Origin of the sequence: Streptomyces sp. AK010 (assembly GCF_014207295.1) — a bacterium.
Lineage (GTDB): Bacteria > Actinomycetota > Actinomycetes > Streptomycetales > Streptomycetaceae > Streptomyces > Streptomyces massasporeus.
This window is the reverse complement of sequence record NZ_JACHCX010000021.1, coordinates 24355-46937: the sequence shown is the minus strand read 5'-3', so window position 1 is coordinate 46937 and position 22583 is coordinate 24355. Positions and strand designations below refer to the sequence as shown.

Sequence of the window (22583 nt, the reverse complement as noted above, 5' to 3'; positions counted from 1 at the left end):
TCCGGCAAGCGCACACACAATGCCCCGTTAGTGTGGTGGTTCTGCCCCTTCGGTGACCCAGCCGTGACCTTGACCCCCCAGAACCACCGCGCCGGGGCAGACCGCTGCACCTGGAGGTACCTGCCGTGTTCCTGTCCCTCGCGGACTCCGTCCTGTCGGCCGCCGACCCGTCATCGTCGCCGACCCCGTCGGAGACCCAGTCCCCGAGAGTGCCGTCGCTCCAGGACGCTCAGGAGAGCGCGACGAACGCCGCCGGCTGGGTCGAGCAGAACTGGTCGACGTGGCTCGCGATCGGGCTCAGGGTACTGCTCATCGTGGTGATAGCCGCGGTGCTGAGGGTCTTCGTACGGCGGGCGATCACCAAGCTGATAGACCGCATGAACCGGAGCGTCCAGTCCGTGGACGGCAGCGCGCTGGGCGGACTCCTCGTCAACGTCGAGCGCCGTCGGCAGCGCTCGCAGGCCATCGGTTCGGTGCTGCGGTCGGTGGCGTCGTTCCTGATCATCGGCACCGCCGCGCTGATGATCCTGGGCACGTTCCAGATCAACCTCGCCCCGCTGCTGGCTTCGGCCGGTGTCGCCGGTGTGGCGATCGGCTTCGGTGCCCGCAACCTCGTCACGGACTTCCTGTCCGGCGTCTTCATGATCCTGGAGGACCAGTACGGCGTCGGCGACACGATCGATGCGGGCGTCGCCTCCGGCGAGGTGATCGAGGTGGGCCTGCGCGTGACCAAGCTGCGCGGCGACGGCGGTGAGATCTGGTACGTCCGCAACGGCGAGGTCAAGCGCATCGGCAACCTCTCCCAGGGCTGGGCCACGGCCAACGTCGACGTCACCGTCCACGCCGGCGAGGACCTGGACAAGGTGAAGGCCACCCTGGACGAGGTCGCCGAGAAGATGAGCGCCGAGGAGCCCTGGAACGAGCTGCTGTGGGGCCCGATCGAGGTCCTCGGCCTGGACAGCGTGCTGCTGGACTCGATGGTCGTGCGCGTCACGGCCAAGACCATGCCCGGCAAGTCCCTGACGGTGGAACGCGAACTGCGCTGGCGTGTGAAGCGGGCCTTCGACGCGGCGGACATCCGGATCGTCGGCGGCGCCACGGCCACGCCGGAGGAGCAGCCCGCGGACCCGACGGCGGGGATGGCGGCCCCGTCGGTGTACGCGAACGCCGCGTCCCCGCAATCGGCGGCGGCGTCCCCGCTCGCTCCGCCCGCACCGACGAGCACCACGAAGTAGCCCCGCACCTCGCAAAGAGGGCGGCCACCCGGTCCTGCCGGGCAGCCGCCCTCTTTGCGTGTCCACCAGCACGGGTTCGGCGAACGCCGGGCGCGTGTACAACGGGCGGCCCGGCCGGGCGTCAGACCGCGAGGTCCGCCACCGGCCGGGCTGCGCGCCGGGCGCGTGTCCGGCTGCGCGGTTCGACTGGGAGCCAGGCCGCGCGGCCCGGTGTGCGGTTCCGTTGCGCGGGTTCCGCCTCCCGCCCAGCTGCGCGCCGGGCGCGTGTCCGGCCGCGCGGTACGACTGCCGGCCGGGGGCTGTCCGACTGACGGCCCGGCCTCGTGTCCGGCTGCTCGCCGCGCTGTGCGCCAGGCGCGTGTCCGACCGGTGGCCAGTCCACACGCTGCTCGCCGCGCTGTGCGCCTGGCGCGTGTCCGACCGGTGGCCAGTCCACACGCTGCCCGCCGCGCTGTGCGCCAGGCGCGTGTCCGACCGGTGGCCAGTCCACACGCTGCTCGCCGCGCTGTGCGCCAGGCGCGTGTCCGACCGGTGGCCAGTCCACACTCCGGCTGCACGTCAGCCGCGACCCCACCCGAAACGCCCGCCGCATGCCCGACTGGCGACCAAGCCACGTCTCCGGTGCGCGGATCCGCCGCCGGTGCCGTTGCCCGCCCGGCTGGGCACCCGGAGCCTGTTTGGCTGAGAGCCAGGAGCTTGTCGCGGCACGCGGCTCCGCTGACCGCCCGGCAGCGGCACCGGCCGCGTGGCCGCCCACGGCCGTTCAACCGCCGCCCGCTCGGCTGCCCTCCTCCAAGCTCCTGGCCCGTCCGGAGGCCAGCCCCGCGGCCGGTCGTGCGCACGCCCACACCGGTCCACCGCCCTCCGCGCCCCCCGCATGTCCGGATAACGGCAGGCCGTCCCTATTGACGCCCACCCCGCACCGGGCCTACCTTCCTCCCATCGATAGGAAACCTTCCTAACAGTGACCGGGAGCCCCGGGGAACGGTCGCCCGATGGACTTCCCCGCCTGATCACTGAGAAGCTGAGCAGCCGAAGGGCAGGTGTGGACACGCATGGCAGGAACCGCCGGCACGCCGGGCACCCCGCGCGTCCTGCGCGCCATGAACGACCGGGCCGCCCTGGACCTGCTGCTGGAGCACGGACCGCTGTCCCGCACCCGGATCGGCAAGCTCACCGGCCTGTCCAAGCCGACCGCCTCGCAGCTCCTGGCCCGTCTGGAGGCGGCGGGACTCGTGCTGGCCACCGGCACCACCGAAGGCCGCCCCGGTCCCAGCGCCCAGCTCTACGAGGTCAACCCGGGGGCCGGTCACGCCGCCGGACTCGACGTCACCCCCCAGCGGATCCTCGCCGCGGTCGCCGACATCACCGGCCGCACGGTCGGCCGCCACGAGCTGCCCACGCCCGGCAGGCGCACCGGCACCCCGGTCGTCCAGCAGGTCACCGACGCCCTGGACGGCGCGGTGAAGGCGGCCGGTCTCGCCCGGGACGACATCCACCGCCTCGTCATCGGCACCCCCGGCGCCTTCGACCCCACCACCGGCCGGCTGCGCTACGCCTCCCACCTCCCGGGCTGGCACTCCCCCACCCTGCTGGACGAGCTCGCCGCGGCCCTGCCGATGCCGTTCGAGTACGAGAACGACGTCAACCTGGTCGCGCTCGCCGAGCAGCGTCTCGGCGCGGCCCGGGGCCACGCGGACTTCGTGCTGCTGTGGAACCAGGAGGGCCTGGGCGCCGCCCTGGTGCTCGGCGGCCGGCTGCACCGCGGCTGGACCGGCGGCGCCGGCGAGGTCGGCTTCCTGCCGGTGCCGGGCACGCCCCTGGTCCGCCAGGTCACCAAGGCCAACAGCGGCGGCTACCAGGAGCTGGCCGGCTCCCAGGCCGTCCCGCGCCTGGCCCGTGAGCTCGGCATCGAGGACGTCCCACCGGGCCCGTACGCCGAGTCCGCCGCCCAACTCGTGGCCAGGGCCGCCGAGGCCGGCGACAGGGCTCACGGGGAGCTGCTGCGGACCTACGCGACCCGGCTGGCCACCGGTCTGGCCTCCCTGGTGTCGGTCCTCGACCCCGAGCTCGTCGTGCTGAGCGGCACGGCCCTCACCTCGGGCGGCGAGTCGCTGCGCGCCCTCGTCCAGGCCGAACTGGAAGAGCTGGCCGCGTCCCGCCCACGCCTGGTCATGGGCGACGTACGTGAACACCCCGTGCTGCGCGGCGCGTTGGAGAGCGCGATCGCGACCACCCGCGACGAGGTCTTCGACACCTCCCGCTGAACCGAATCGAACCGAATCGGACCGGACCGACCCAGGGCCGAACCACTCACGCCACCCCCACCCCCCACCCCCCTCCCCGGAAATTCCCTTCTTCCCCCCGTGCCTCAGGGAGCCCTGCCATGCCCGGAACATCCAGAAAAGCGACGTTCGCGCTCGCCGCCTCCGCCACCCTCGCCCTCCTCGCCACGGCCTGCACCGGCCGGTCGGATGCGGGCGCGAGCGACGACGCGTCCAAGGAGACGACCCTCAACTTCTGGCACGCCTGGAGCGCGCCGTCGGAGGTGAAGGCCGTCAAGGATCTGGTCGCCGGATTCGAGAAGGCGCACCCCAACATCCACGTCGACGTCGTCGGCAACATGACGGACGACAAGATGAACCAGGCCCTGCGCACCGGCGGCGCCAAGGCCCCGGACGTGATCTCGTCGTTCACCACGAACAGCGTCGGAAAGTTCTGTTCCTCGGGCGCCCTGGTGGACCTCGACCCGTTCTTCGAGAAGTCCGGCGTCGACCCGGAGAAGACCTTCCCGAAGGCGATGAACGAGTACACCCGGTTCGACGGAAACCGTTGCGCGGTCCCGCTGCTGGGCGACGCCTACGGCCTCTACTACAACAAGACGGCGTTCAAGAAGGCCGGCATCACCGCCCCGCCGAAGACCTGGTCGGAGTTCGAGCGCGTCGCGAAGAAGCTGACGATCCCCCAGGGCGACTCGTACAAGCAGCTCGGCTTCATGCCGAACTACCACGGCTGGGAGACCACCACCGAGCACTACCTCGGCCAGTTCTCCCCCACGTACTTCGACAAGGACGGCAAGTCGAACGTCGGCAAGGACCCGGCGTTCGCCCAGGCCTTCACGGTGCAGAAGAAGCTCGTCGACACGCTCGGCGGCTACCGCAGGCTGGAGACCTACCGCTCCAAGCTCGGCGACGAATGGGGCCCCAAGCACCCCTTCCACACCGGCCAGGTCGCCATGCAGCTCGACGGCGAGTGGCGGCTGGGCATGGCCCTGGACACCAAGCCGAAGTTCGACATCGGCGTCGCCCCGCTGCCCGTCCCCGACGACCAGTCCGACCAGTACGGCAAGGGCTACATCACCGGCACCATCGCCGGCATCGCCGCGACGAGCAGGAAGCAGAACGCGGCCTGGGAGCTGGTGAAGTACATGACCACGGACACGGACGCGGTGGTGAACTTCTCCAACGCCATCCACAACGTGCCCTCGACGCTCGCGGCCCTGAAGTCCCCGAAGCTGACGTACGACCCGCGCTTCAAGACGTTCCTGGAGATCGCCGCGAACCCTGACTCCACCACCGCCCCCGCCTCGATCAACGGCGGCGTCTACCTCACCACCGTCCAGGAGTTCGGCTACGCCTACGAAAGCGGCAAGGCGACCGACCTCGAGGCCGGACTGAAGAAGGCGGCCGCGCAGATCGACACGGACATCGCGCAGGCGAAGTAGGCCATGAGTACCTCTACGTTGCGGGCGAAGCACCGCCGCTCGACCCTGCGCACCCTCGCCTTCCTCTCCCCCTGGCTGATCGGCTTCACGGTCTTCTTCGCCTACCCCCTGATCTCCACCGTCTACTTCTCCTTCATGCGCTACGACGGCTTCAAGCCGCCCACATGGAGCGGCACGAAGAACTGGGTGTACGTCTTCGAGCACTACCCCCTCTTCTGGCCCGCCCTGCGCAACACCCTGTGGCTGGTCGTCATCATGGTCACGCTCCGGGTCGCCTTCGGCCTGGGCGTGGGCCTGCTGATCACCAAGGTCAAGACGGCCACGGGTGTCTTCCGCACCCTCTTCTACCTGCCCTACCTGGCCCCGCCCGTGGCGGCCACGATGGCCTTCGCGTTCCTCCTCAACCCCGGCACCGGCCCGGTCAACTCCCTGCTGGAGAAGATCGGGCTGCCCGCTCCCGGCTGGTTCAACGACCCCGCCTGGTCCAAGCCGGCCCTCACCCTGCTGGCCCTGTGGGGCATCGGCGACCTGATGGTCATCTTCATGGCCGCCCTGCTCGACGTGCCGAAGGAGCAGTACGAGGCGGCCGAACTGGACGGCGCGACGCCCTGGCAGCGCTTCCGCTACGTGACGCTGCCGAACATCTCGCCGATCGTCATGTTCGCGGTCGTCACGGGCGTGATCCAGACGATGCAGTACTACACACAGCCGCTGATCGCCGGGAAGGTCGCGTCGGGCGTGATCCAGGGCGCGGGAACGCAGTTCGAGCCCGGCTACCCCGACAAGTCGACCCTCACCCTGCCCCAACTCGTCTACAACCTGGGCTTCCAGCGCTTCGACTACGGCTCGGCCTGTGTGGTCGCCCTGGTCCTCTTCGCCCTCTCCATGGCCTTCACGGCCCTCCTGATGCGCCGCCGGGGCGGCCTGATCCAGGCAGGTGAACGATGACGCAGGTGCTCGACAAGCCCCTGGAGCTGAAGACGCCCCCGTCGCCGGCGGAACGCACGGCCCACCGCAGGGCCCTGCTGGAGTGGATCGCGATCCACTCCCTCGGCATCGCGGCGGCCCTCTTCTTCACGCTCCCGTTCGTCTTCGTCTTCCTCACCTCCCTCATGAGTGACAGCCAGGCGCTCAGCCGCGACCTGATCCCGCACACCTGGGAGTGGGGCAACTACGCCAAGGTGTTCGGCACCCCCGGCTTCCTCACCTGGTGGAAGAACACCCTGATCTACGCGGGCCTGGGCACCGTCCTCACGGTCGTCTCCTCGATCCCCGTGGCCTACGCCCTGGCCAAGTTCCGCTTCCGCGGCCGCAACCTGGCCCTGATGCTGGTCATCTCGATGATGATGCTGCCGCCGCAGGTGATCATCATCCCGATGTACCTGTTCTGGGCGAAGCAGCTGGACCTGTCCGGCTCGCTCTGGCCGCTGATCATCCCCATGGCGTTCGGCGACGCGTTCTCGATCTTCCTGCTGCGCCAGTTCCTGACGACCATCCCCGACGAGTACGTGGACGCGGCCAAGGTGGACGGCTGCGGCGACCTGCGCACGCTGCTGAAGGTCGTTCTGCCCATGGCCAGACCGGGCATAGCCGCAGTGGCCCTCTTCCAGTTCTTCTACGCGTGGAACGACTACTTCGGCCCCCAGATCTACGCCTCGGAGAACCCGGGCGCCTGGACGCTCTCCTACGGCCTGGAGTCGTTCAAGGGCGCCCACCACACCGACTGGAACCTCACCATGGCCGCCACCGTGCTGGTCATGGCCCCCGTGATCCTCGTGTTCTTCTTCGCGCAGAAGGCGTTCGTTGAGGGTGTCACGCTCACCGGAGTAAAGGGTTAAGCAGACATGAAACTCACCGTGGTCGGCGGAGGCTCGACCTACACCCCCGAACTCGTGGACGGCTTCGCCCGCCTGAGGGACACCCTGCCCATCGAGGAACTGGTCCTCATGGACCCCGCGCAGGACCGTCTCGACCTCGTCGGCGGCCTGGCCCGCCGCATCCTCACCCGCCAGGACCACGCGGGCCGCATCACCACGACGACCGACCTCGACGAGGCGGTGGACGGCGCGGACGCGGTCCTCCTCCAACTCCGCGTCGGCGGCCAGGCGGCCCGTCAGCAGGACGAGACGTGGCCCCTGGAATGCGGCTGCGTGGGCCAGGAGACCACCGGCGCCGGCGGCCTTGCGAAGGCCCTGCGCACGGTCCCGGTCGTCCTGGACATCGCGGACCGAGTCCGCCGCACCAGCCCCCGGGCCTGGATCATCGACTTCACCAACCCGGTCGGCATCGTGACCCGCGCCCTGCTCCAGGCGGGCCACAAGGCGGTGGGCCTGTGCAACGTGGCGATCGGCCTGCAGCGCAGATTCGCCGCCCTGCTGGCCGTGGAGGCCTCCGCGATCCACCTGGACCACGTCGGCCTCAACCACCTCACCTGGGAGACGGCCGTACGCCTCGGCGGCCCGGAGGGCGAGGACGTCCTGCCGAAACTGCTGGGCGAACACGGCGACACGATCGCGGCCGACCTCCGCCTGCCCCGCCCCCTGCTCGACACGCTGGGCGTGATCCCCTCCTACTACCTGCGCTACTACTACGCGCACGACGAGGTCGTACGGGAGCTGGGGACGAAGCCGTCCCGGGCGGCCGAAGTCGCGGAGATGGAACGCCGGTTGCTGGCCATGTACGCCGACCCGGCACTTAACGAGAAGCCGGAGCTGCTCGCAAAGCGCGGCGGTGCCTTCTACTCGGAGGCGGCGGTGGACCTGGCGGCGGCCCTGCTGGGCGGCGGCGGTTCGCCGTACCAGGTGGTGAACACGTACAACCGGGGCACCCTGCCGTTCCTCCCCGACGACGCGGTGATCGAGGTCCAGGCGGCCATGGGGGCCAAGGGCGCGTCCCCGCTCCCCGTCCCGCCCGTGGACCCGCTCTACGCGGGCCTGATGGCCGGCGTCACGGCCTACGAGGACCTGGCCCTCCAGGCCGCCCTGCACGGCGGCAGGGACCGCGTCTTCCGCGCTCTCCTCTCCCACCCCCTCGTCGGCCAGTACGCGTACGCCGAGACGCTCACCGACCGGCTGATCGCACACAACCGGGAGCACCTCGCGTGGGCGTGACCGCACGTGTCCTCGCCATCGACGCGGGCAACAGCAAGACGGACGTCGCGATCGTGACGGCGGACGGGGACGTCCTCGCCGCGGCACGCGGGGGCGGCTTCCGTCCCCCGGCCGTGGGCGTGGACACGGCGATGAACGGCCTCGCCGCAACCGTGGCACAGGCTCTCACCGCCGCCGGGCTCACCTCGGTCACCCACGTCTCGGCATGCCTCGCCAACGCCGACTTCCCCGTCGAGGAGGAGCAACTGGCCGCGGCCCTGCGGGAACGCGCCTGGGGGGCGACGGTGACGGTCCGCAACGACACCTTCGCGATCCTGCGGGCCGGTGCCCGCGAACCCCGGGGGGTGGCGGTCGTCTGCGGCGCGGGCATCAACTGCGTGGGCATGCGCCCCGACGGCCGCACGGCCCGCTTCCCGGCCCTCGGCCGGGTCTCGGGCGACTGGGGCGGCGGCTGGGGCCTGTCCGAGGAGGCCCTGTGGCACGCGTCCCGGGCGGAGGACGGCCGCGGCGCCCCCACCGCCCTGTCCCGCACCCTGCCCGCCCACTTCGGCCTGCCCTCCATGTACGCCCTCGTCGAGGCGCTGCACCTGGAGCACGTCCCGACGCCCCGGCGCCACGAACTGACCCCGGTCCTCTTCGCCACGGCCGCCGACGGCGACCCGATCGCCCGGGCGATCGTGGAACGCCAGGCCGAGGAGGTGGTCTGCATGGCGGTCGTCGCCCTGACCCGCCTGGACCTCCTCGCCGAGGAGACCCCCGTGCTCCTGGGCGGCGGCGTCCTGGCCGCCCGGCACCCCCAACTGAACGACCACATCGCGCACTTGCTGACAGACCGCGCACCGAAGGCGGTACCGCAGGTGGTGACGTCCCGCCCGGTGCTGGGCGCGGCGCTGCTGGGACTGGACCACGTCGGTGCGGCGGAGGGGGCGCAGGAGAAGCTGCGGACGTCCTACGACGGCTAGGGCGACCGTGGCGCACCCCTCGTCCGGGAACCGAACCAACTCCCCGTACGTGTTCCTGGACGAGGGGTGGTGCGAGGGGGCGCGCTCCACGCTGCGATCCGATCAAGATCGGGGCAAGGCCGGTGCGGATGTCGGTCCCGGCAGCGATACTTGCGGCGACGGATGACCACGGGGGAGGTCACAGTGACGTACACGCCGAAGAGCAGCCCGCCACCACCGGGCCCCGGCCTGCCCATCCTGCCCGCCGTACCGGCCCAGCCGGCGCCCCCCTCCGGTCCCCCCGGCACCGCCCCGGCCCCCGCCGCACCCCCCTCCACGACCCCCCGCCGCACCGCCTTCGCCGAGGGCCTCGACCAGCTGCGCTCCGCGGCCACGACGGAACCCGGCCGCCTCCGCATCATCGGCGCCCTGCTGGCCCTCATCGTCGTCGCCTTCGGCGCCGTCACCGCCTGGCAGATGACCGGCCGCGCGGCCGCCGCCGACGACGTCCTCACCCGCAGCCAGCCCCTCAGCTCGGACGCCGCCGACATCTACCGCTCCCTCGCGGACGCCAACACCGCCGCCTCCAGCGGCTTCCTGGCCGGCGGCCAGGAGTCGGCCACCACCCGCGACCGCTACGAGCGGGACATCCGCACGGCCGCCGGGAAGCTCGTCAACGCCGCCGCCAACGCCGAACCGGACTCCCCGTCCACGGCGACGATCGCCAAGCTCAACAAGCTCCTGCCGGAGTACAAGGGCCTGGTGGAGCGCGCCCGTACGTACAACCGCCAGGGCTTCCCCGTCGGCGGCGCGTACCTCCGCTACGCCAACGAGAAGATGCAGCACCAGATGCTCCCGGCGGCGGAGGACCTCTACACCAAGGAGAACCAGCGCCTCAGCGCGGACTACGCGGACGCCACGCCCTACCCCTGGGCGGCCATCGCCCTCGGCGTCGCCGCCCTGGCGGCCCTCGCCTGGGCCCAGCACCGCAACTACCGGCGGACGAACAGGGTCCTGAACCACGGCCTGGTGGCCGCCACGGCCACGGCCACGGTCGTCCTCCTCTGGCTGGTCGTCGGCCACACCCTCGCCCGCGCGGGCCTGACCGACTCCTACGACCACGGCGTCCGCTCCCTGAACGTCCTGCACGACGCGCGCATCGCCTCCCTCAAGGCCAGGGGCAACGAGAACCTCACCCTGGTGGCCCGCGGCTCCGAGACGAAGAAGGTCGGCGACAGGACCTACGACGCCTACGACTACGACTTCGGCAGGGACATCAAGGCCCTCGCCGTGAAGCTGGCGGCAGCGGAGAAGCTCGCCGACGACACCTTGGGCGAACGCCCCGTCACCGCCGCCGTGGGCAACATGACGGAGTGGAAGAAGCGCCACACCGCGGCCCGCGAGCAGGACGAGAACGGCAACTACCAGCAGGCGCTGGACAGGGTCATCGGCGCGAAGGGCGCGACCGGCGAGTGCTTCGACAGCGTCGACGAGAACCTGCGCACGGCACTCGCGCACGAGGAGACGGAGTTCAAGCGCGCGGCGGGCGACGGCCGCGACGCGCTGACGGGCATGGCGGCGGGCGTGGCCGTACTCGCGGTGCTGGGCGCCGCGGGCGCGGTCGTGGGCATCGGCCGCAGGCTGTCGGAGTACCGATGAACGGGGCAGGGGCGAAGGGAGGAACGACCGTGCGAGACGCGCTCAGGGGCTGGGGCGGAGTGACCGCGATGGCAGTCGTCTGCGCCCTGGTGGCGCTGGTGGCCCTCTGCCTGCCGCCGCTCACCACGACCGCCCAGAACACCACCGCGACCACCCACACCGCCGGGACCGAGGCGGAAGAGGACTGCGAGGCCCCCGAGAAGCAGACGCTGTCCCCTTCCTCGGCCGACGGCGACACCATCCGCGCGATCAAGAACCGGACGGGCGAGAAGCGCAAGCTGGTCGTCGGCGTCGACCAGAACAGCTACCGCTGGGGCTACCGCAACCCCAACAGCGGCAAGACCGCGGAGCTCGAGGGCTTCGACATCGACCTGGTCCACCGCATCGCGAAGGACATTCTCGGCGACCCGGACGCCGTCCAGTTCAAGGCGATCCCCACCGACCAGCGCATCCCGGCGATCGAGGACGGCCGCGTCGACATGGTCGTCCGCACGATGACGATCAACTGCGACCGCATCGACGACGTCGCCTTCTCCGCGCCCTACTTCAAGACGGGCCAGCAGGTCCTGGCCCCGAAGTCCTCCCCCGTCGAGGGCTACGACGACACGCTCGCGGACCGCAGGATCTGCACGGCTGCCGGTTCCACGGCGTTCGCCGCGCTGGAGGCGGACCGGAAGGACGGCAGGCTCCCCGCGAGCACGGACATCTCCACCACCGTCCCGAACCAACTCGACTGCCTGGTGAGGCTCCAGCTCGGCGAGGTCGACGCCGTGGTCACCGACGGCGCCCTCGCGGCGAGCCAGGCGGCACAGGACCCGACGGTCCAGCTCAAGGGCGACGCCTTCACTGCCGAGTACTACGGCGTGGCGATGAAGAAGGACGCGGACGATCTGGTGCGCCGGGTCAACCGGATCCTGGTGGACTACCGCAAGGACACCGCGAACGGCTGGCAGGCGTCGTACGAGAAATGGCTGTCGGCAACCCTGGGCAAGGATGCGAAGAAGTCGGAACCACCGGCACCGCAGTACCTCCGCACCACCTGACACCCTGCCGAACCCGCGAACCCCCGCATCAGAAGACGACAGACGACACACGACACACGACCGCAGCGAGAGGTGATCGATGGGCGTCACGGGATCCACCGGGCCGGTGATGGACCGGGACGAGGTGGACCGTGCGCTGGCGCGGCTCGGCGCGGAGCACGAGGCGATCGAGACCTCGCTCCTCGCCCTGCAGGACCACGCGGGCCGCAGACTCCTGGAGGGCGCCGAGCTCACCGGCGTCACCCGGGAGCGCTGGACGTCCACGGAGGCGTCGATCACGCTGCTGTGGACGTACTTCGACGCGTACACCGACGCGCTGCGCTCCGCCCGCGACATCCGCTCGCGCCGCCGCTGGTCCAGCCGCGAGGACCTGGTGGAGCTGACGGAGCTGCTGAACGGCGACTCGGTGACCGTCGCGGGCAGCGCCTCGGCGACGGCCAACGCCCCCACCCTGCACGGCAGTCCGACGAAGCTCAGCGAGCGCTACTCGCTCCGTACGCTCGTCGACCGGATGAACGAGCTGTACGCGACGAGCCTGGACATGGTGGTCGCCGCGGACGCGGTCTGGTCGGCCCTGCCGGCCCGGATCGACCTGCTCGCGGCGGAACTCCAGCGCACCCGGCGGCTCGCGCACTCGGTGGGCGTGCGCCCCGGCGAGCACCCGGCGGGCGACGACCTGGAGCGCATCACGCGGATACTGACGAAGCTGCGCGAGCAGGTGATCTCGGACCCGCTGGCGTTCTGGCAGGCCCATGAGGGCAGTTCGGCGCCGGGCGGCGGCCGGCCGGACACGACGGTGTACGACCGCGAGGCGCGCGCCCTGGAGGAGGTCCGCCGGGAGATCGACGCCGTCCTGACCGTGCGGCAGGACGCCGAGAAGCGGATCGTGAAGCTGCGGGACATCCTCAGCCGCGCGGACCGCACGCTCGCCGAGGCACGCACGGCACGCGGCGAGGTCCTCGCGAAGATCGCGGCGACGGAGGTGCCGGTCGTCGGCGGGCCGCCGACCGTGCTCCAGGAGCAGCTGGCGGCGGCGGCCGAGTACCGCAGGCAGGCGCAGTGGCACCGGCTGTCCCCGCTGCTGGAGTCGCTGGAGCAGAAGGCCGAGGACGAACTGCTGCGCGCCCGTGAGTCGTTGACGGCGGTCACCGCCCCGCTGGCGGTCCGCGCCGAGCTGCGCGGCCGTCTCGACGCGTACAAGGCGAAGGTCGCCCGGCACGGCTTCGCCGAGGACGCGCTGCTGGTGGAGCGGTACGAGAAGGCGCGCCGCATGCTGTGGAGCGCGCCCTGCGACCTGCGCGCCGCCGAGCAGGCGGTGCTGCGCTACCAGCACGCGGCGGCGGAGCTGTTCGGCGGCCCCCGGGTGCCGGGGCAGGGTGTGCCCGAGGACGACCGGAGGGGGCCGGGCGCGTGAGCGACGAGGGGAAGTCCATGAGTCAGGCACCGCACGAGCCGGCGGGCGGGGCTCCGCGCAGCTGCCAGCGCCCGACGTGCGAGGGCACGTACGAGGACGTGGGCGGCGGCGAACTGTACTGCGACACCTGCGGTCTGGCCCCGGTCGTCGCCGCGGACGGCGAGGTCGGTTCGCCTCCCACCGGCATCACCGCCGGGGGCAGGGGCGGCTCCCGCGGGTCCGCCGGCAGCGGCAGTTCCCGCTCCAGCGGCCGCAGTTCACGGACGTCGTCCCAGTCGTCGAAGTCCCGGCGGTCGGTGTCGGGGCGCCTGTCGCGGTCGCTGTCGGGCAAGTCGACGGGCCGCTCGGTGTCGGTGCGCAGCTCCGGCTCGACCGCCGGTTCCGGGTCCCGGGGCCGGCTGGGCGCCGGTCTGGTGCAGGTGCCGCCGATCCCGCGGCCCGACCCGCGCGAGATGGTCCTGGACCACCCCGAGGTGCCCGAGCGGAAGCGGTTCTGCTCGCGTTCCGACTGCGGCGCCCAGGTGGGCCGGGCGCGCGGTGACCGGCCGGGCCGTACGGAGGGCTTCTGCACCAAGTGCGGCCATCCGTACTCCTTCGTGCCGAAGCTGCAGGCCGGGGACGTGGTGCACGGCCAGTACGAGGTGGTCGGCTGTCTGGCGCACGGCGGGCTGGGCTGGATCTACCTCGCCGTCGACCGGGCGGTCTCGGACCGCTGGGTGGTCCTCAAGGGCCTGCTGGACACGGGCGACCAGGACGCGATGGCGGCGGCGATCTCCGAGCGGCGCTTCCTCGCGGAGATCGAGCACGCCAACATCGTGCGGATCTACAACTTCGTGGAGCACCTGGACCAGCGCACGGGTTCGCTCGACGGCTACATCGTCATGGAGTACGTCGGCGGCAAGTCCCTCAAGGAGATCGCCAACGCCCGCCGCACCGCCCAGGGCAGGCGCGACCCGCTGCCGGTGGAGCAGGCCTGCGCGTACGGCATCGAGGCGCTGGAGGCGCTCGGGCACCTGCACAGCCGGAACCTGCTGTACTGCGACTTCAAGGTCGACAACGCGATCCAGACCGAGGACCAGCTCAAGCTGATCGACATGGGCGCGGTGCGCAGGATGGACGACGAGGAGTCGGCCATCTACGGCACGGTCGGCTACCAGGCCCCCGAGGTGGCCGAGGTGGGCCCGTCGGTGGCGAGCGACCTCTACACCGTCGCCCGCACCCTCGCCGTCATGACCTTCGACTTCCAGGGCTACACGAACGTCTACGTGGACTCCCTGCCCGACCCGGACCACATCGAGGTGTTCCGGCAGTACGAGTCGTTCTACCGGCTCCTGGTCCGGGCCACGGATCCCGACCCGGCGCGCCGGTTCGCCTCCGCGCAGGAGATGACGGAGCAGCTGACGGGCGTCCTGCGGGAGGTCGTCTCCCTGCAGACGGGCCGCGCCCGTCCCGCCCTGTCCACACTGTTCGGACCGGAACTGCGGGTCACGGACACGGAGTTGTTCCCCAGACTGGACGGCGAAGTGTCCCGCCTGGGAGCGCGGGTGGTGCGTGCCCGGGCCGGCGCGGGCGCTCCCGCCGCCCTGCCGCAGCAGCGGCCCGAGACCCCGCGGAGCCTCGTCAAGCCCGTCGACACCCCCGCCGCCGCCTTCGCCCTGCCCGTCCCGCGCGTCGACCCGACCGACCCCAACGCCGGTTTCCTGGCGGGCCTGATGACCTCCGCCCCCGTGGAACTGCTCGGGGCCCTGGCAGCCGCCCCCGCCCCGTCGATCGAGACGCGGCTGCGGCAGATCCGGGCCTGGCTGGAGACCGGTGAACCGGCCGCCGCGCTGCAGGCGCTGGTCGCGCTGGAGGGTGAGCGGCCCGATGACTGGCGGGTGGTCTGGTACCGGGGCGTGGCCGCACTGGTGACCGGCGACGACGAGGGCGCCGCGCTCGCCTTCGACGCGATCTACGACGCCTTCCCGGGCGAGATCGCGCCCAAGCTGGCGCTCGGCCTGTGCGCGGAGGTGCTGGGGCAGCTGGACAACGCCGCCGAGTACTACCGGCTGGTGTGGTCGACCGACCCGAGCTATGTGAGCGCCGCGTTCGGCCTGGCCCGCGTCCAGCTGGCGACCGGGGACCGGCGCGGTGCCGTACGGACGCTGGAGTCGGTCCCGGAGTCCTCGATCCACTACACGGCCGCGCGGGTGGCGGCGGTCCGGGCGCGGCTGCGGCAGCGCACGGCGAGCGCCTCCGACGCGCCGTTCCTGGAGGATCTGACGGCCGCCGCGGCGCAGGTCGAGGCGCTGGAGGCGTACGGTCTGGATCCGGCGCGACGGGAGCAGTTGTCGGCCGAAGTCCTCGGTTGCGCGCTCGACTGGGTACTCTCCGGGGGCCAGGGTTGCGCCCCTCCCGCCGCCGGGGGACGGACACTGCTCGGCAGTGGCCTGGACGAGCGGGGCCTGCGTTTCGGTCTGGAACGCTCGTACCGCATGCTGGCCCGGCTGGCGCGGGGCGGCGAGGAGAGGATCGACCTGGTGGAACGTGCCAATCGTTACCGCCCCCGGACGTGGGTGTAGTTGATGTCGCAGATGCCCCAGTTGTCCGCCTGCCCGAGCTGCGAGGAACCCCTCGAGTCGGGTGACCGTTTCTGCGGCGCGTGCGGATACGACCTGTCCGCCGTGCCGGCACGGCCTCAGGACAACCCGACCATCGCCATGAACGGCTCGGTGCCCGCCCAGGGCGCTCCGGCCGGTGCGTACCCCGAGCCCCCGCCGGCGCCACCCGCCGGAGCGGCCTGGCCCGCCCCCGGGCCCGACGGCTCGGGTGCCCCGGAGGCGGTGCACCTGCCGGCGGACCTGCCGGGCACCGACTCGGGCGGCTCCGCGCTGCCGCCTCGGACACCCCCGCCGCCGAGCGCCCCGCCGGCCGCGGGCGTGCGGTTCGACCGGCCGCCGCAGCCCGACGGGCCCGCCGCGTCGCCGGAGATCTACCAGACACAGCCCGACGAGTACCTCCTCCAGGCACCGGACCCACGGGTGTCCGCCGAGCCGGCGGCGCAGGCCGCGGGCGCCGGCGGCAAGGTTTGCGTCGCCTGCCGGGCCGGCCGCGTGGACGACGACGGCTACTGCGAGAACTGCGGCCACGCCCAGCCGCGCGAACGGGACCACATGGAGCAGGAGTCCGGCCCGGTGGCCGCGGTCAGCGACCGCGGTCTGCGCCACCACCGCAACGAGGACGCGTTCGCCATCGGCACCACCGCGCTGCCCGACGGCTCCCCCGCCTCCGTCGCGATCGTCTGCGACGGCGTCTCCTCGGCGACCCGCCCCGACGACGCCTCCGCCGCGGCGTCCAAGGCGGCCGGCGAGACGCTGCTGGCGGCCCTGCCGCGCGGCACGCACCCGCAGCAGGCGATGCACGACGCGATCCTCGCCGCCTCACGCGCCGTCAACTCGCTCGCCGCGGAACCCGAAACGGCCCGCGAGCAGGCCCCCCACCAGAACGCCCCCGCGTGCACCATCGTCGGCGCCGTGGTGACGTCGGGCCTGCTGATCGTCGGCTGGGTCGGCGACAGCCGCGCCTACTGGATCCCGGTCGACCGCGGCGCTCCCCCCGCCCGGCTCACCGAGGACGACTCCTGGGCCGCGCAGATGGTCGCCGCGGGCCTGATGAACGAGGCCGAGGCCTACGCCGACGAGCGCGCCCACGCGATCACCGGCTGGCTCGGCGCGGACGCCTACGAACTGGAACCGCACACCGCCGCGTTCAAGCCGGACCGGCCCGGCGTGGTGGTCGTCTGCACCGACGGCCTGTGGAACTACGCGGAGGCGGCGGAGGAGATGGCGCGGGTCGTCCCCCTCGACGCCGCCGTGCACCCCCTGCACAGCGCCCGGGTGCTCCTCGGCCACGCGCTGGACGGCGGGGGCCACGACAACGTAACAGTGGCGCTCGTGCCGTTCCCGGCCGTGCCCCAGGGGGCAGGATCGGCCTGAGGCCACGTACGGGGACGCCTCGGCGGACCGGAGGGGACCGGTCCGCCTACCGTCATCACCCCGCCGCGGCGGGGGCTTTGGAGGGGGATCGAAGCAGGCATGGCCAATTTCTCGAAGTCGAACGTGCCCCAGTTCTCGGTGGACGTCTACCAGAACGAGTACCTGCCGGAGGGCGTCGGCGAGGTCAACGCCATCGTCACGGTGACGGCGACCGGCGGCGGCACGATCGGCAGCGCGGTCGCGGCGCCCCACCTCTACTCGCCCGGCCAGGGCCCGTCGGCGGCCGTGGCGATCATGGTCGACTGCTCGGGGTCGATGGACTACCCGCCGACCAAGATGCGCAACGCCCGCGATGCGACGGCCGCGGCGATCGACACCCTGCGCGACGGCGTGCACTTCGCGGTGATCGGCGGGACGCACGTGGCGAAGGAGGTCTACCCGGGCGGCGGGCGCGTCGCGGTCGCCGACGCCACCACCCGCGAGCAGGCCAAGCAGGCGCTGCGCTCGCTGAGCGCCGGCGGCGGCACGGCCATCGGCACCTGGCTGAGACTCGCCGACCGCCTGCTCTCCTCCGCGGACGTCGCGATCCGGCACGGCATCCTGCTCACCGACGGCCGCAACGAGCACGAGTCGCCCCAGGACCTGAAGGCCGCGCTCGACGCGTGTGCCGGGCGTTTCACGTGTGACGCGCGCGGCGTGGGCACCGACTGGGAAGTGAAAGAAGTCACAGGGGTCGCCTCGGCCCTGCTCGGCACCGCCGACATCGTCGCCGATCCGGCCGCGCTCGCCGCCGACTTCACGCAGATGATGGAGACGGCGATGGGCAAGGAGGTCGCTGACGTCTCCCTGCGGCTGTGGACCCCGGTCGACACCACCGTGAAGTTCGTCAAGCAGGTCGCGCCGACGGTCGAGGAGCTGACCGGCCGGCGCACCGAGGCGGGCCCGCGCGCGGGCGACTATCCCCTTGGTTCCTGGGGAGACGAGTCCCGTGACTACCACGTCTGCGTCGAGGTCCCGGTGGCGCACATCGGGCAGGAGATGCTGGCGGCCCGGATCTCCCTGGTCATTCCGCAGCCTGACGGCAGCGCCCAGAACCTCGGCGCGCAGGGCCTGGTGCGGGCCGTGTGGACGGACGACATGGTCGCCTCGACGTCGATCAACCCTCAGGTCGCCCACTACACCGGGCAGGCCGAACTGGCACAAGTCATCCAACAGGGGCTGGATCTTCGCAAGTCGGGCGATATGGATGGAGCAACGGCCAAACTGGGCCGGGCCGTTCAGCTCGCGAGTGCCTCCGGGAACGCCGATACTGCGAAACTGCTTGCGAAGGTGGTGGACGTGGTCGACGCCGCGACCGGTACTGTGCGACTGAAGGCGAAGGTCGCGGAGGCTGACGAGATGACGCTCGAAACCCGCTCCACCAAGACCGTTCGCGTCAAGAAGTGACCTGGAAGAGATCGAAGGAGGGACGCGCCGACATGCCGACCTGCCCGAACGGACACCAGTCGGGTTCCGACGACTGGTGCGAGGTCTGCGGTCACCGCATGGCGGGTGCCGTGCCTCCGCCTCCTCCCCCGCCGCCCGGCGGCTACGGCTTCCCGCCCCCCGCCGGCCAGGGCGGCCCGCAGGGCCCCGGTGGCCAGCCCGGCGGACGCCCGCCGCATCTGTCCGCCGTGCCGAACGCCGAGCCGGAGCTCTGCCCGCAGTGCCGTACGCCGCGTGAGGGCGGCGCGCCGTTCTGCGAGGAGTGCCGGTGGAACTTCCTGACGAACACGGCGACGTCGTACACCCCCGCGGCCCCGCCGCCCGGCCCGGGCGTGCGTTTCCAGCCACCGGGCCAGCAGGGCGGCCCGCCCCCCGGCCCGTCGTACGGCGGCGGTGACTCCTACGAGTACCAGGGGTCCCGTCCGTCACAGATGAACCGCCCGGCCGAGCCGATCCCGCCGTTCGGCGGCGACCCGTCGGGCCGCCCCGGCCCGGGTGGCCCCGGTGGCCCCGGCCCCGGTGGCCCGCAGGGCGGCGGCTACGGCTATCCGCAGCCCGGCCCTGCCCCGACCTCGCCCGGCCCCGGTGGTCCCGGTGGCCCGGGCGGCTTCGGCGGCCCTCCCGGCCCCGGTGGTCCCGGCGGCCCTGGCAACTTCGGTGCCGACCCTTCCCGGCCGGTCCCGCCCCCGCCCGGACCCGGCGGCCCCGGTGGTCCCGGTGCTCCGCAGGCCTTCCACCAGTCCGGCCCGCCGGCCCCGCCCGGCTTCCCGCAGGAGACCCAGCGGCCCCCGCAGCAGGGCGGTCCGTCCTTCGGCGGCGGTGACGACGACTGGATGATCTCCCCGCCGACGTCGGGCCCTGGCGGCCACGGTGGCCCCGGCGGCCCCGGTCCCGCCTCCGGTCAGGGCGGCTACGGCTACCCGCCGCCCGGCGCGACCCAGGCCCCGCCCGGCCCCGGTGGCTTCCCCCAGCAGCCCCAGGCGCCGCAGGGACCCGCCACGTGGACCGCGACCATCGGCCCGGACCGCGACTACTTCATGGCGATGATGCACCGCTCCGGCCCCGAGGCCGCGGGTCTGAACCTGCCCGCGTACTCGCCCGAGCAGCAGCGCACGCTCACCGGCAACCAGCTGACCATCGGCCGCCGTCGGCACTCCACCGGCGACACCCCCGACATCGACCTGTCGACGCCGCCGGAGGACCCGGGCGTCTCGCACCAGCACGCGGTGCTGGTCCAGCAGCCGGACGGCAGCTGGGCGGTCGTCGACCAGAACTCGACGAACGGCACGACGGTCAACGGCTCGGAGGAACCGATCCAGCCGTTCGTCCCCGTACCGCTGCAGGACGGCGACCGGGTGCACGTGGGCGCCTGGACGACGATCACGATCCGCCGCGGCTGAGCCGCCGCGCCGGCAGGCCGTTCACGACGGGAGGGGCCAGGCGTACGGCCCCTCCGGGTCGTCGAGCCAGGCCCATTCCCTCTCCTCGCTGACGGTGATGCCGTAGCGCTCGCGCTGCGGCCTGCCCTCCTGCTCCCAGAGCGCGTGCGCCTCCTGCGGGTCGAGGCTGCCGCGGGTCAGGGCCAGCAGGAAGCGGAACAGGTCGTCCTCCCGGGCCCGGTGCGGCACCCCGCCCAGCTGGACCGGCTCGCCGCCGGGCCGGCCCGCGCCGCGCAGCGGCACGAAGTAGGCGGGCGTGTGCAGGAACCGCCCCTCGGCCTGTCCGGCGCCGGTCACCGTGAGCACGATCAGGCCGGTGGCGAGCGGCATGAGGATCCGGCCGCCCGGGCGGGTCTGGGCGACCCAGGCGCGCGGGACGCCGCCCAGCGCGCAGGTGGCGATGATCCGGTCGAACGGCGCGCGCCCCGGCACGCCCCGGGCACCGTCGCCCGTCACGACCACCGGGTGGTAACCGGCCGCGGCCAGGTGCCGCCGGGCCGCCTCGGTGATCTCCGGGTCGAGATCGACGGTGGTGACCTTGTCGTCGCCCAATCGGTGGGCCAGCAGCGCCGCGTTGTAGCCGGTGCCGGCGCCGATCTCCAGGACCGTGTGGCCGTCGGCGACGCCCAGCGCGGTCAGCATGTCCGCCATCAGGGACGGCTGGCTGCTGGAGGACAGCAGCTCGCCGTCGCGCAGCCGGGTGGCCAGCGGGGTGTCCTCGTAGGCGCCCCGCATCCACCGCTCCCGCGCCTCGGGGGCGGCGCTCTCGCCCCAGCGGCGTTCGTAGCCGCCGGCGACACCGACGTAGTAGTACGGCACGAAGAGGTGCCGCGGGACCGTCGCGAAGGCCTCCCGCCAGCCCGGATCGGCGTCCAGGGCTCCGCTCGCCTCGATCCGCCGCACCAGCGCCGCCCGCGCGGCGGCGGCGAGACCGTCGAGCTCCCTGCCGGGTGCGTAACCGCCCATGTCTCCACAGTAGGGGGAGGGACCTCACAGGAGGGGCAGGGTCCTAGGGCTTGAGTCCTATGCCGGGGCGTCTGAGACCATGGATCGCGTGAATGAGATTCGGCGCGGCACGCTTCAGGAGCAGACCTTCTACGAGCAGGTCGGCGGGGAGGAGACCTTCCGTCGGCTCGTCCACCGTTTCTACGAGGGAGTCGCCGAGGACCCGCTGCTGCGGCCCATGTACCCCGAGGAGGACCTGGGCCCGGCCGAGGAGCGCTTCACGCTGTTCCTCATCCAGTACTGGGGCGGCCCCACGACGTACAGCGACAACCGCGGCCACCCGCGGCTGCGGATGCGGCACGCGCCCTTCGCGGTCGACCGCGCGGCGCACGACGCGTGGCTGAAGCACATGCGGGTCGCCGTCGACGAACTCGGCCTGTCCGAGGAGCACGAGCACACGCTGTGGAAGTACCTGACGTACGCGGCGGCCTCGATGGTCAACACCGAGGGCTGACGGCCGTCGAGGGCCAGGTCAGCGGACGCTGACGTCCAGCGCCCCGAGCCCGGCACGTCGTACGGCGATGGACCCGTACGGCGTGCGCAGCCTCAGCCACGCGCCAGACGAGAGCAGCCCCAGCGGCACCCCGGGCCGCAGGAAGCCCAGGGACTGCGCCGCGTGCACGGCCCGGACGGGCAGCCGGGTGTCCCCGACCGTGCGGGACCAGATGTCCGCGCCGATCCGGTCCAGCTCGGCGCGGGTCCGCAGCTCGGCGGGCAACTCCTGTGTACGGGACCGGAACTCGGCGACGACGGCCGCGACCAGGGACCGCAGGGCATCCGGCGCGGGAAGCCCCGGCTCGGAGCGCCAGTTCCCGCGGGGCGGCAGCACCCCCGCCCACGGCGGCCCGGTCACCGCGCTCGGCACGAGCGCCGTGCCGGCCTTCTCGTCCACCGTCTCCAGGAACTCACCGGCGGACACGGTCACGTCCAGCGTGACCTCCAGCCCCTTCTCGTACGGCTTCGCCAGCCGCACCGCCCGCACGGCGAGCACCTCGAAGGACGGAGGCCGGCCGAAGACGGCCAGTGCGGTGCCCGCCGCCTGCAGACGCACCGCGGCGCCACGGTCGTAGTGGAGCAGCCGGGAGAGGAAGGCCGCGAGATCCGCCGCCTCCCCCTCGTCGGCGAGGTGGAGCACCGTCATGCGGCGACGGCCTCCTCCTCGGCGTCATCCATGTACGCGCGGAGGAACTCCCGCTCCTCCGCGGTGATCCGGCGCGGGCGCTGCGCCTCGAAGTCGAACGGCACGATCACCGTCGAGGCCCGCACGTAGACCTGGTCGTCGTCCTTCACCTCGTAGGTGAGGGTGAAGGACGCGGCCCTGATCTCGGTGACCCACAGCTCGATGTCCACCGGGTGGTGCCGGTGGACGAGCTGCCGCTTGTAGTCGATCTCATGGCGTGCCACCACGGACCCCTGCTTGAAGTCCCTCTCCGGGCGGAACAGGAAGTCGATACGGGCTTCCTCCAGGTAGCGGAGGAACACCACGTTGTTGACGTGGCCGTACGCGTCCATGTCCGCCCAGCGCAGCGGGCAGCGGTAGATGTGCCGCAAGAT

18 protein-coding genes are annotated in these 22583 nt (G+C 72.4%); 15 read left to right on the top strand and 3 right to left on the bottom strand.

Annotated features, from left to right (window positions below):
- Nucleotides 1-131 precede the first annotated feature (131 nt).
- From HDC93_RS31205 to HDC93_RS31140, 14 genes are all read left to right on the top strand, one after another.
- Nucleotides 132-1235, top strand: a complete 1104-nt coding sequence (locus tag HDC93_RS31205; RefSeq protein WP_260419861.1) for a mechanosensitive ion channel family protein — start codon at nt 132-134, stop codon at nt 1233-1235.
- Nucleotides 1236-2290: 1055 nt separating this feature from the next.
- Entirely contained in the window at nt 2291-3502 is a 1212-nt protein-coding gene (locus tag HDC93_RS31200) for an ROK family transcriptional regulator (RefSeq protein WP_185014188.1), read from the top strand.
- A gap of 119 nt (nt 3503-3621) precedes the next feature.
- Nucleotides 3622-4959, top strand: coding sequence for an ABC transporter substrate-binding protein (locus HDC93_RS31195; RefSeq protein ID WP_185014187.1), 1338 nt, complete (start codon nt 3622-3624; stop codon nt 4957-4959).
- Between the two features lie 3 nt (nt 4960-4962).
- Complete coding sequence (locus HDC93_RS31190; RefSeq protein WP_185014186.1) at nt 4963-5907, top strand: carbohydrate ABC transporter permease; 945 nt, start codon at nt 4963-4965, stop codon at nt 5905-5907.
- Nucleotides 5904-6797 carry a carbohydrate ABC transporter permease gene (locus HDC93_RS31185; protein WP_185014185.1) on the top strand — a complete coding sequence of 298 codons (894 nt, stop codon included), beginning with the start codon at nt 5904-5906 and terminating at the stop codon, nt 6795-6797. Before HDC93_RS31190 ends, HDC93_RS31185 begins: the two co-directional genes overlap by 4 nt.
- Nucleotides 6798-6803: 6 nt before the next feature.
- The gene (locus HDC93_RS31180; protein WP_185014184.1) at nt 6804-8069 is read left to right on the top strand and encodes a 6-phospho-beta-glucosidase; all 1266 of its coding nucleotides are present in this window, start codon (nt 6804-6806) and stop codon (nt 8067-8069) included.
- Nucleotides 8060-9031, top strand: a complete 972-nt coding sequence (locus HDC93_RS31175) for a BadF/BadG/BcrA/BcrD ATPase family protein (protein ID WP_185014183.1) — start codon at nt 8060-8062, stop codon at nt 9029-9031. The genes HDC93_RS31180 and HDC93_RS31175 overlap by 10 nt, the downstream gene beginning before the upstream one ends.
- 183 nt (nt 9032-9214) lie before the next feature.
- Nucleotides 9215-10669, top strand: coding sequence for a hypothetical protein (locus tag HDC93_RS31170; protein WP_185014182.1), 1455 nt, complete (start codon nt 9215-9217; stop codon nt 10667-10669).
- Nucleotides 10666-11712 (top strand): glutamate ABC transporter substrate-binding protein, encoded by a 1047-nt coding sequence (locus tag HDC93_RS31165; protein WP_185014181.1) that lies wholly within the window; start codon nt 10666-10668, stop codon nt 11710-11712. The genes HDC93_RS31170 and HDC93_RS31165 overlap by 4 nt, the downstream gene beginning before the upstream one ends.
- Before the next feature lie 79 nt (nt 11713-11791).
- Complete coding sequence (locus tag HDC93_RS31160; RefSeq protein ID WP_185014180.1) at nt 11792-13126, top strand: hypothetical protein; 1335 nt, start codon at nt 11792-11794, stop codon at nt 13124-13126.
- A gap of 17 nt (nt 13127-13143) precedes the next feature.
- Nucleotides 13144-15687, top strand: coding sequence for a serine/threonine-protein kinase (locus tag HDC93_RS31155; RefSeq protein WP_185014179.1), 2544 nt, complete (start codon nt 13144-13146; stop codon nt 15685-15687).
- 3 nt (nt 15688-15690) lie between these two features.
- A complete protein-coding gene (locus tag HDC93_RS31150) occupies nt 15691-17100 on the top strand; it encodes a PP2C family serine/threonine-protein phosphatase (protein ID WP_185014178.1) in 1410 nt (469 codons plus the stop codon).
- Between the two features lie 99 nt (nt 17101-17199).
- Nucleotides 17200-18546, top strand: coding sequence for a VWA domain-containing protein (locus HDC93_RS31145; protein WP_185014177.1), 1347 nt, complete (start codon nt 17200-17202; stop codon nt 18544-18546).
- Nucleotides 18547-18578: 32 nt separating this feature from the next.
- A complete protein-coding gene (locus HDC93_RS31140; protein WP_185014176.1) occupies nt 18579-19985 on the top strand; it encodes an FHA domain-containing protein in 1407 nt (468 codons plus the stop codon).
- Between the two features lie 21 nt (nt 19986-20006).
- On the opposite strand, the gene HDC93_RS31135 is transcribed toward HDC93_RS31140, so the two are convergent.
- A complete protein-coding gene (locus tag HDC93_RS31135) occupies nt 20007-20990 on the bottom strand; it encodes a methyltransferase domain-containing protein (RefSeq protein ID WP_185014175.1) in 984 nt (327 codons plus the stop codon).
- A 79-nt stretch (nt 20991-21069) separates the two neighbouring features.
- Here HDC93_RS31135 and HDC93_RS31130 point away from each other — a divergent pair, with 79 nt between their 5' ends.
- On the top strand, nt 21070-21483 hold the full coding sequence (locus tag HDC93_RS31130; protein ID WP_031105282.1) for a globin: 414 nt from the start codon (nt 21070-21072) through the stop codon (nt 21481-21483).
- 18 nt (nt 21484-21501) lie between these two features.
- Here the strand turns inward: HDC93_RS31130 and HDC93_RS31125 are convergent, their stop codons facing one another.
- Nucleotides 21502-22170, bottom strand: coding sequence for a hypothetical protein (locus HDC93_RS31125; protein WP_185014174.1), 669 nt, complete (start codon nt 22168-22170; stop codon nt 21502-21504).
- Entirely contained in the window at nt 22167-22580 is a 414-nt protein-coding gene (locus tag HDC93_RS31120) for a thioesterase family protein (protein ID WP_185014173.1), read from the bottom strand. Before HDC93_RS31120 ends, HDC93_RS31125 begins: the two co-directional genes overlap by 4 nt.
- Nucleotides 22581-22583 lie beyond the last annotated feature (3 nt).

What these genes read in the sequence shown, in the direction of transcription:
- HDC93_RS31200 (WP_185014188.1), top strand. Translation starts at nt 2,291, where the DNA reads ATGGCAGGAACCGCCGGCACGCCGGGCACCCCGCGCGTCCTGCGCGCC.
- HDC93_RS31195 (WP_185014187.1), top strand. Translation starts at nt 3,622, where the DNA reads ATGCCCGGAACATCCAGAAAAGCGACGTTCGCGCTCGCCGCCTCCGCC.
- HDC93_RS31190 (WP_185014186.1), top strand. Translation starts at nt 4,963, where the DNA reads ATGAGTACCTCTACGTTGCGGGCGAAGCACCGCCGCTCGACCCTGCGC.
- HDC93_RS31185 (WP_185014185.1), top strand. Translation starts at nt 5,904, where the DNA reads ATGACGCAGGTGCTCGACAAGCCCCTGGAGCTGAAGACGCCCCCGTCG.
- HDC93_RS31180 (WP_185014184.1), top strand. Translation starts at nt 6,804, where the DNA reads ATGAAACTCACCGTGGTCGGCGGAGGCTCGACCTACACCCCCGAACTC.
- HDC93_RS31165 (WP_185014181.1), top strand. Translation starts at nt 10,666, where the DNA reads ATGAACGGGGCAGGGGCGAAGGGAGGAACGACCGTGCGAGACGCGCTC.
- HDC93_RS31160 (WP_185014180.1), top strand. Translation starts at nt 11,792, where the DNA reads ATGGGCGTCACGGGATCCACCGGGCCGGTGATGGACCGGGACGAGGTG.
- HDC93_RS31155 (WP_185014179.1), top strand. Translation starts at nt 13,144, where the DNA reads ATGAGTCAGGCACCGCACGAGCCGGCGGGCGGGGCTCCGCGCAGCTGC.
- HDC93_RS31150 (WP_185014178.1), top strand. Translation starts at nt 15,691, where the DNA reads ATGTCGCAGATGCCCCAGTTGTCCGCCTGCCCGAGCTGCGAGGAACCC.
- HDC93_RS31145 (WP_185014177.1), top strand. Translation starts at nt 17,200, where the DNA reads ATGGCCAATTTCTCGAAGTCGAACGTGCCCCAGTTCTCGGTGGACGTC.
- HDC93_RS31140 (WP_185014176.1), top strand. Translation starts at nt 18,579, where the DNA reads ATGCCGACCTGCCCGAACGGACACCAGTCGGGTTCCGACGACTGGTGC.
- HDC93_RS31135 (WP_185014175.1), bottom strand. Translation starts at nt 20,990, where the DNA reads ATGGGCGGTTACGCACCCGGCAGGGAGCTCGACGGTCTCGCCGCCGCC.
- HDC93_RS31130 (WP_031105282.1), top strand. Translation starts at nt 21,070, where the DNA reads ATGGATCGCGTGAATGAGATTCGGCGCGGCACGCTTCAGGAGCAGACC.
- HDC93_RS31125 (WP_185014174.1), bottom strand. Translation starts at nt 22,170, where the DNA reads ATGACGGTGCTCCACCTCGCCGACGAGGGGGAGGCGGCGGATCTCGCG.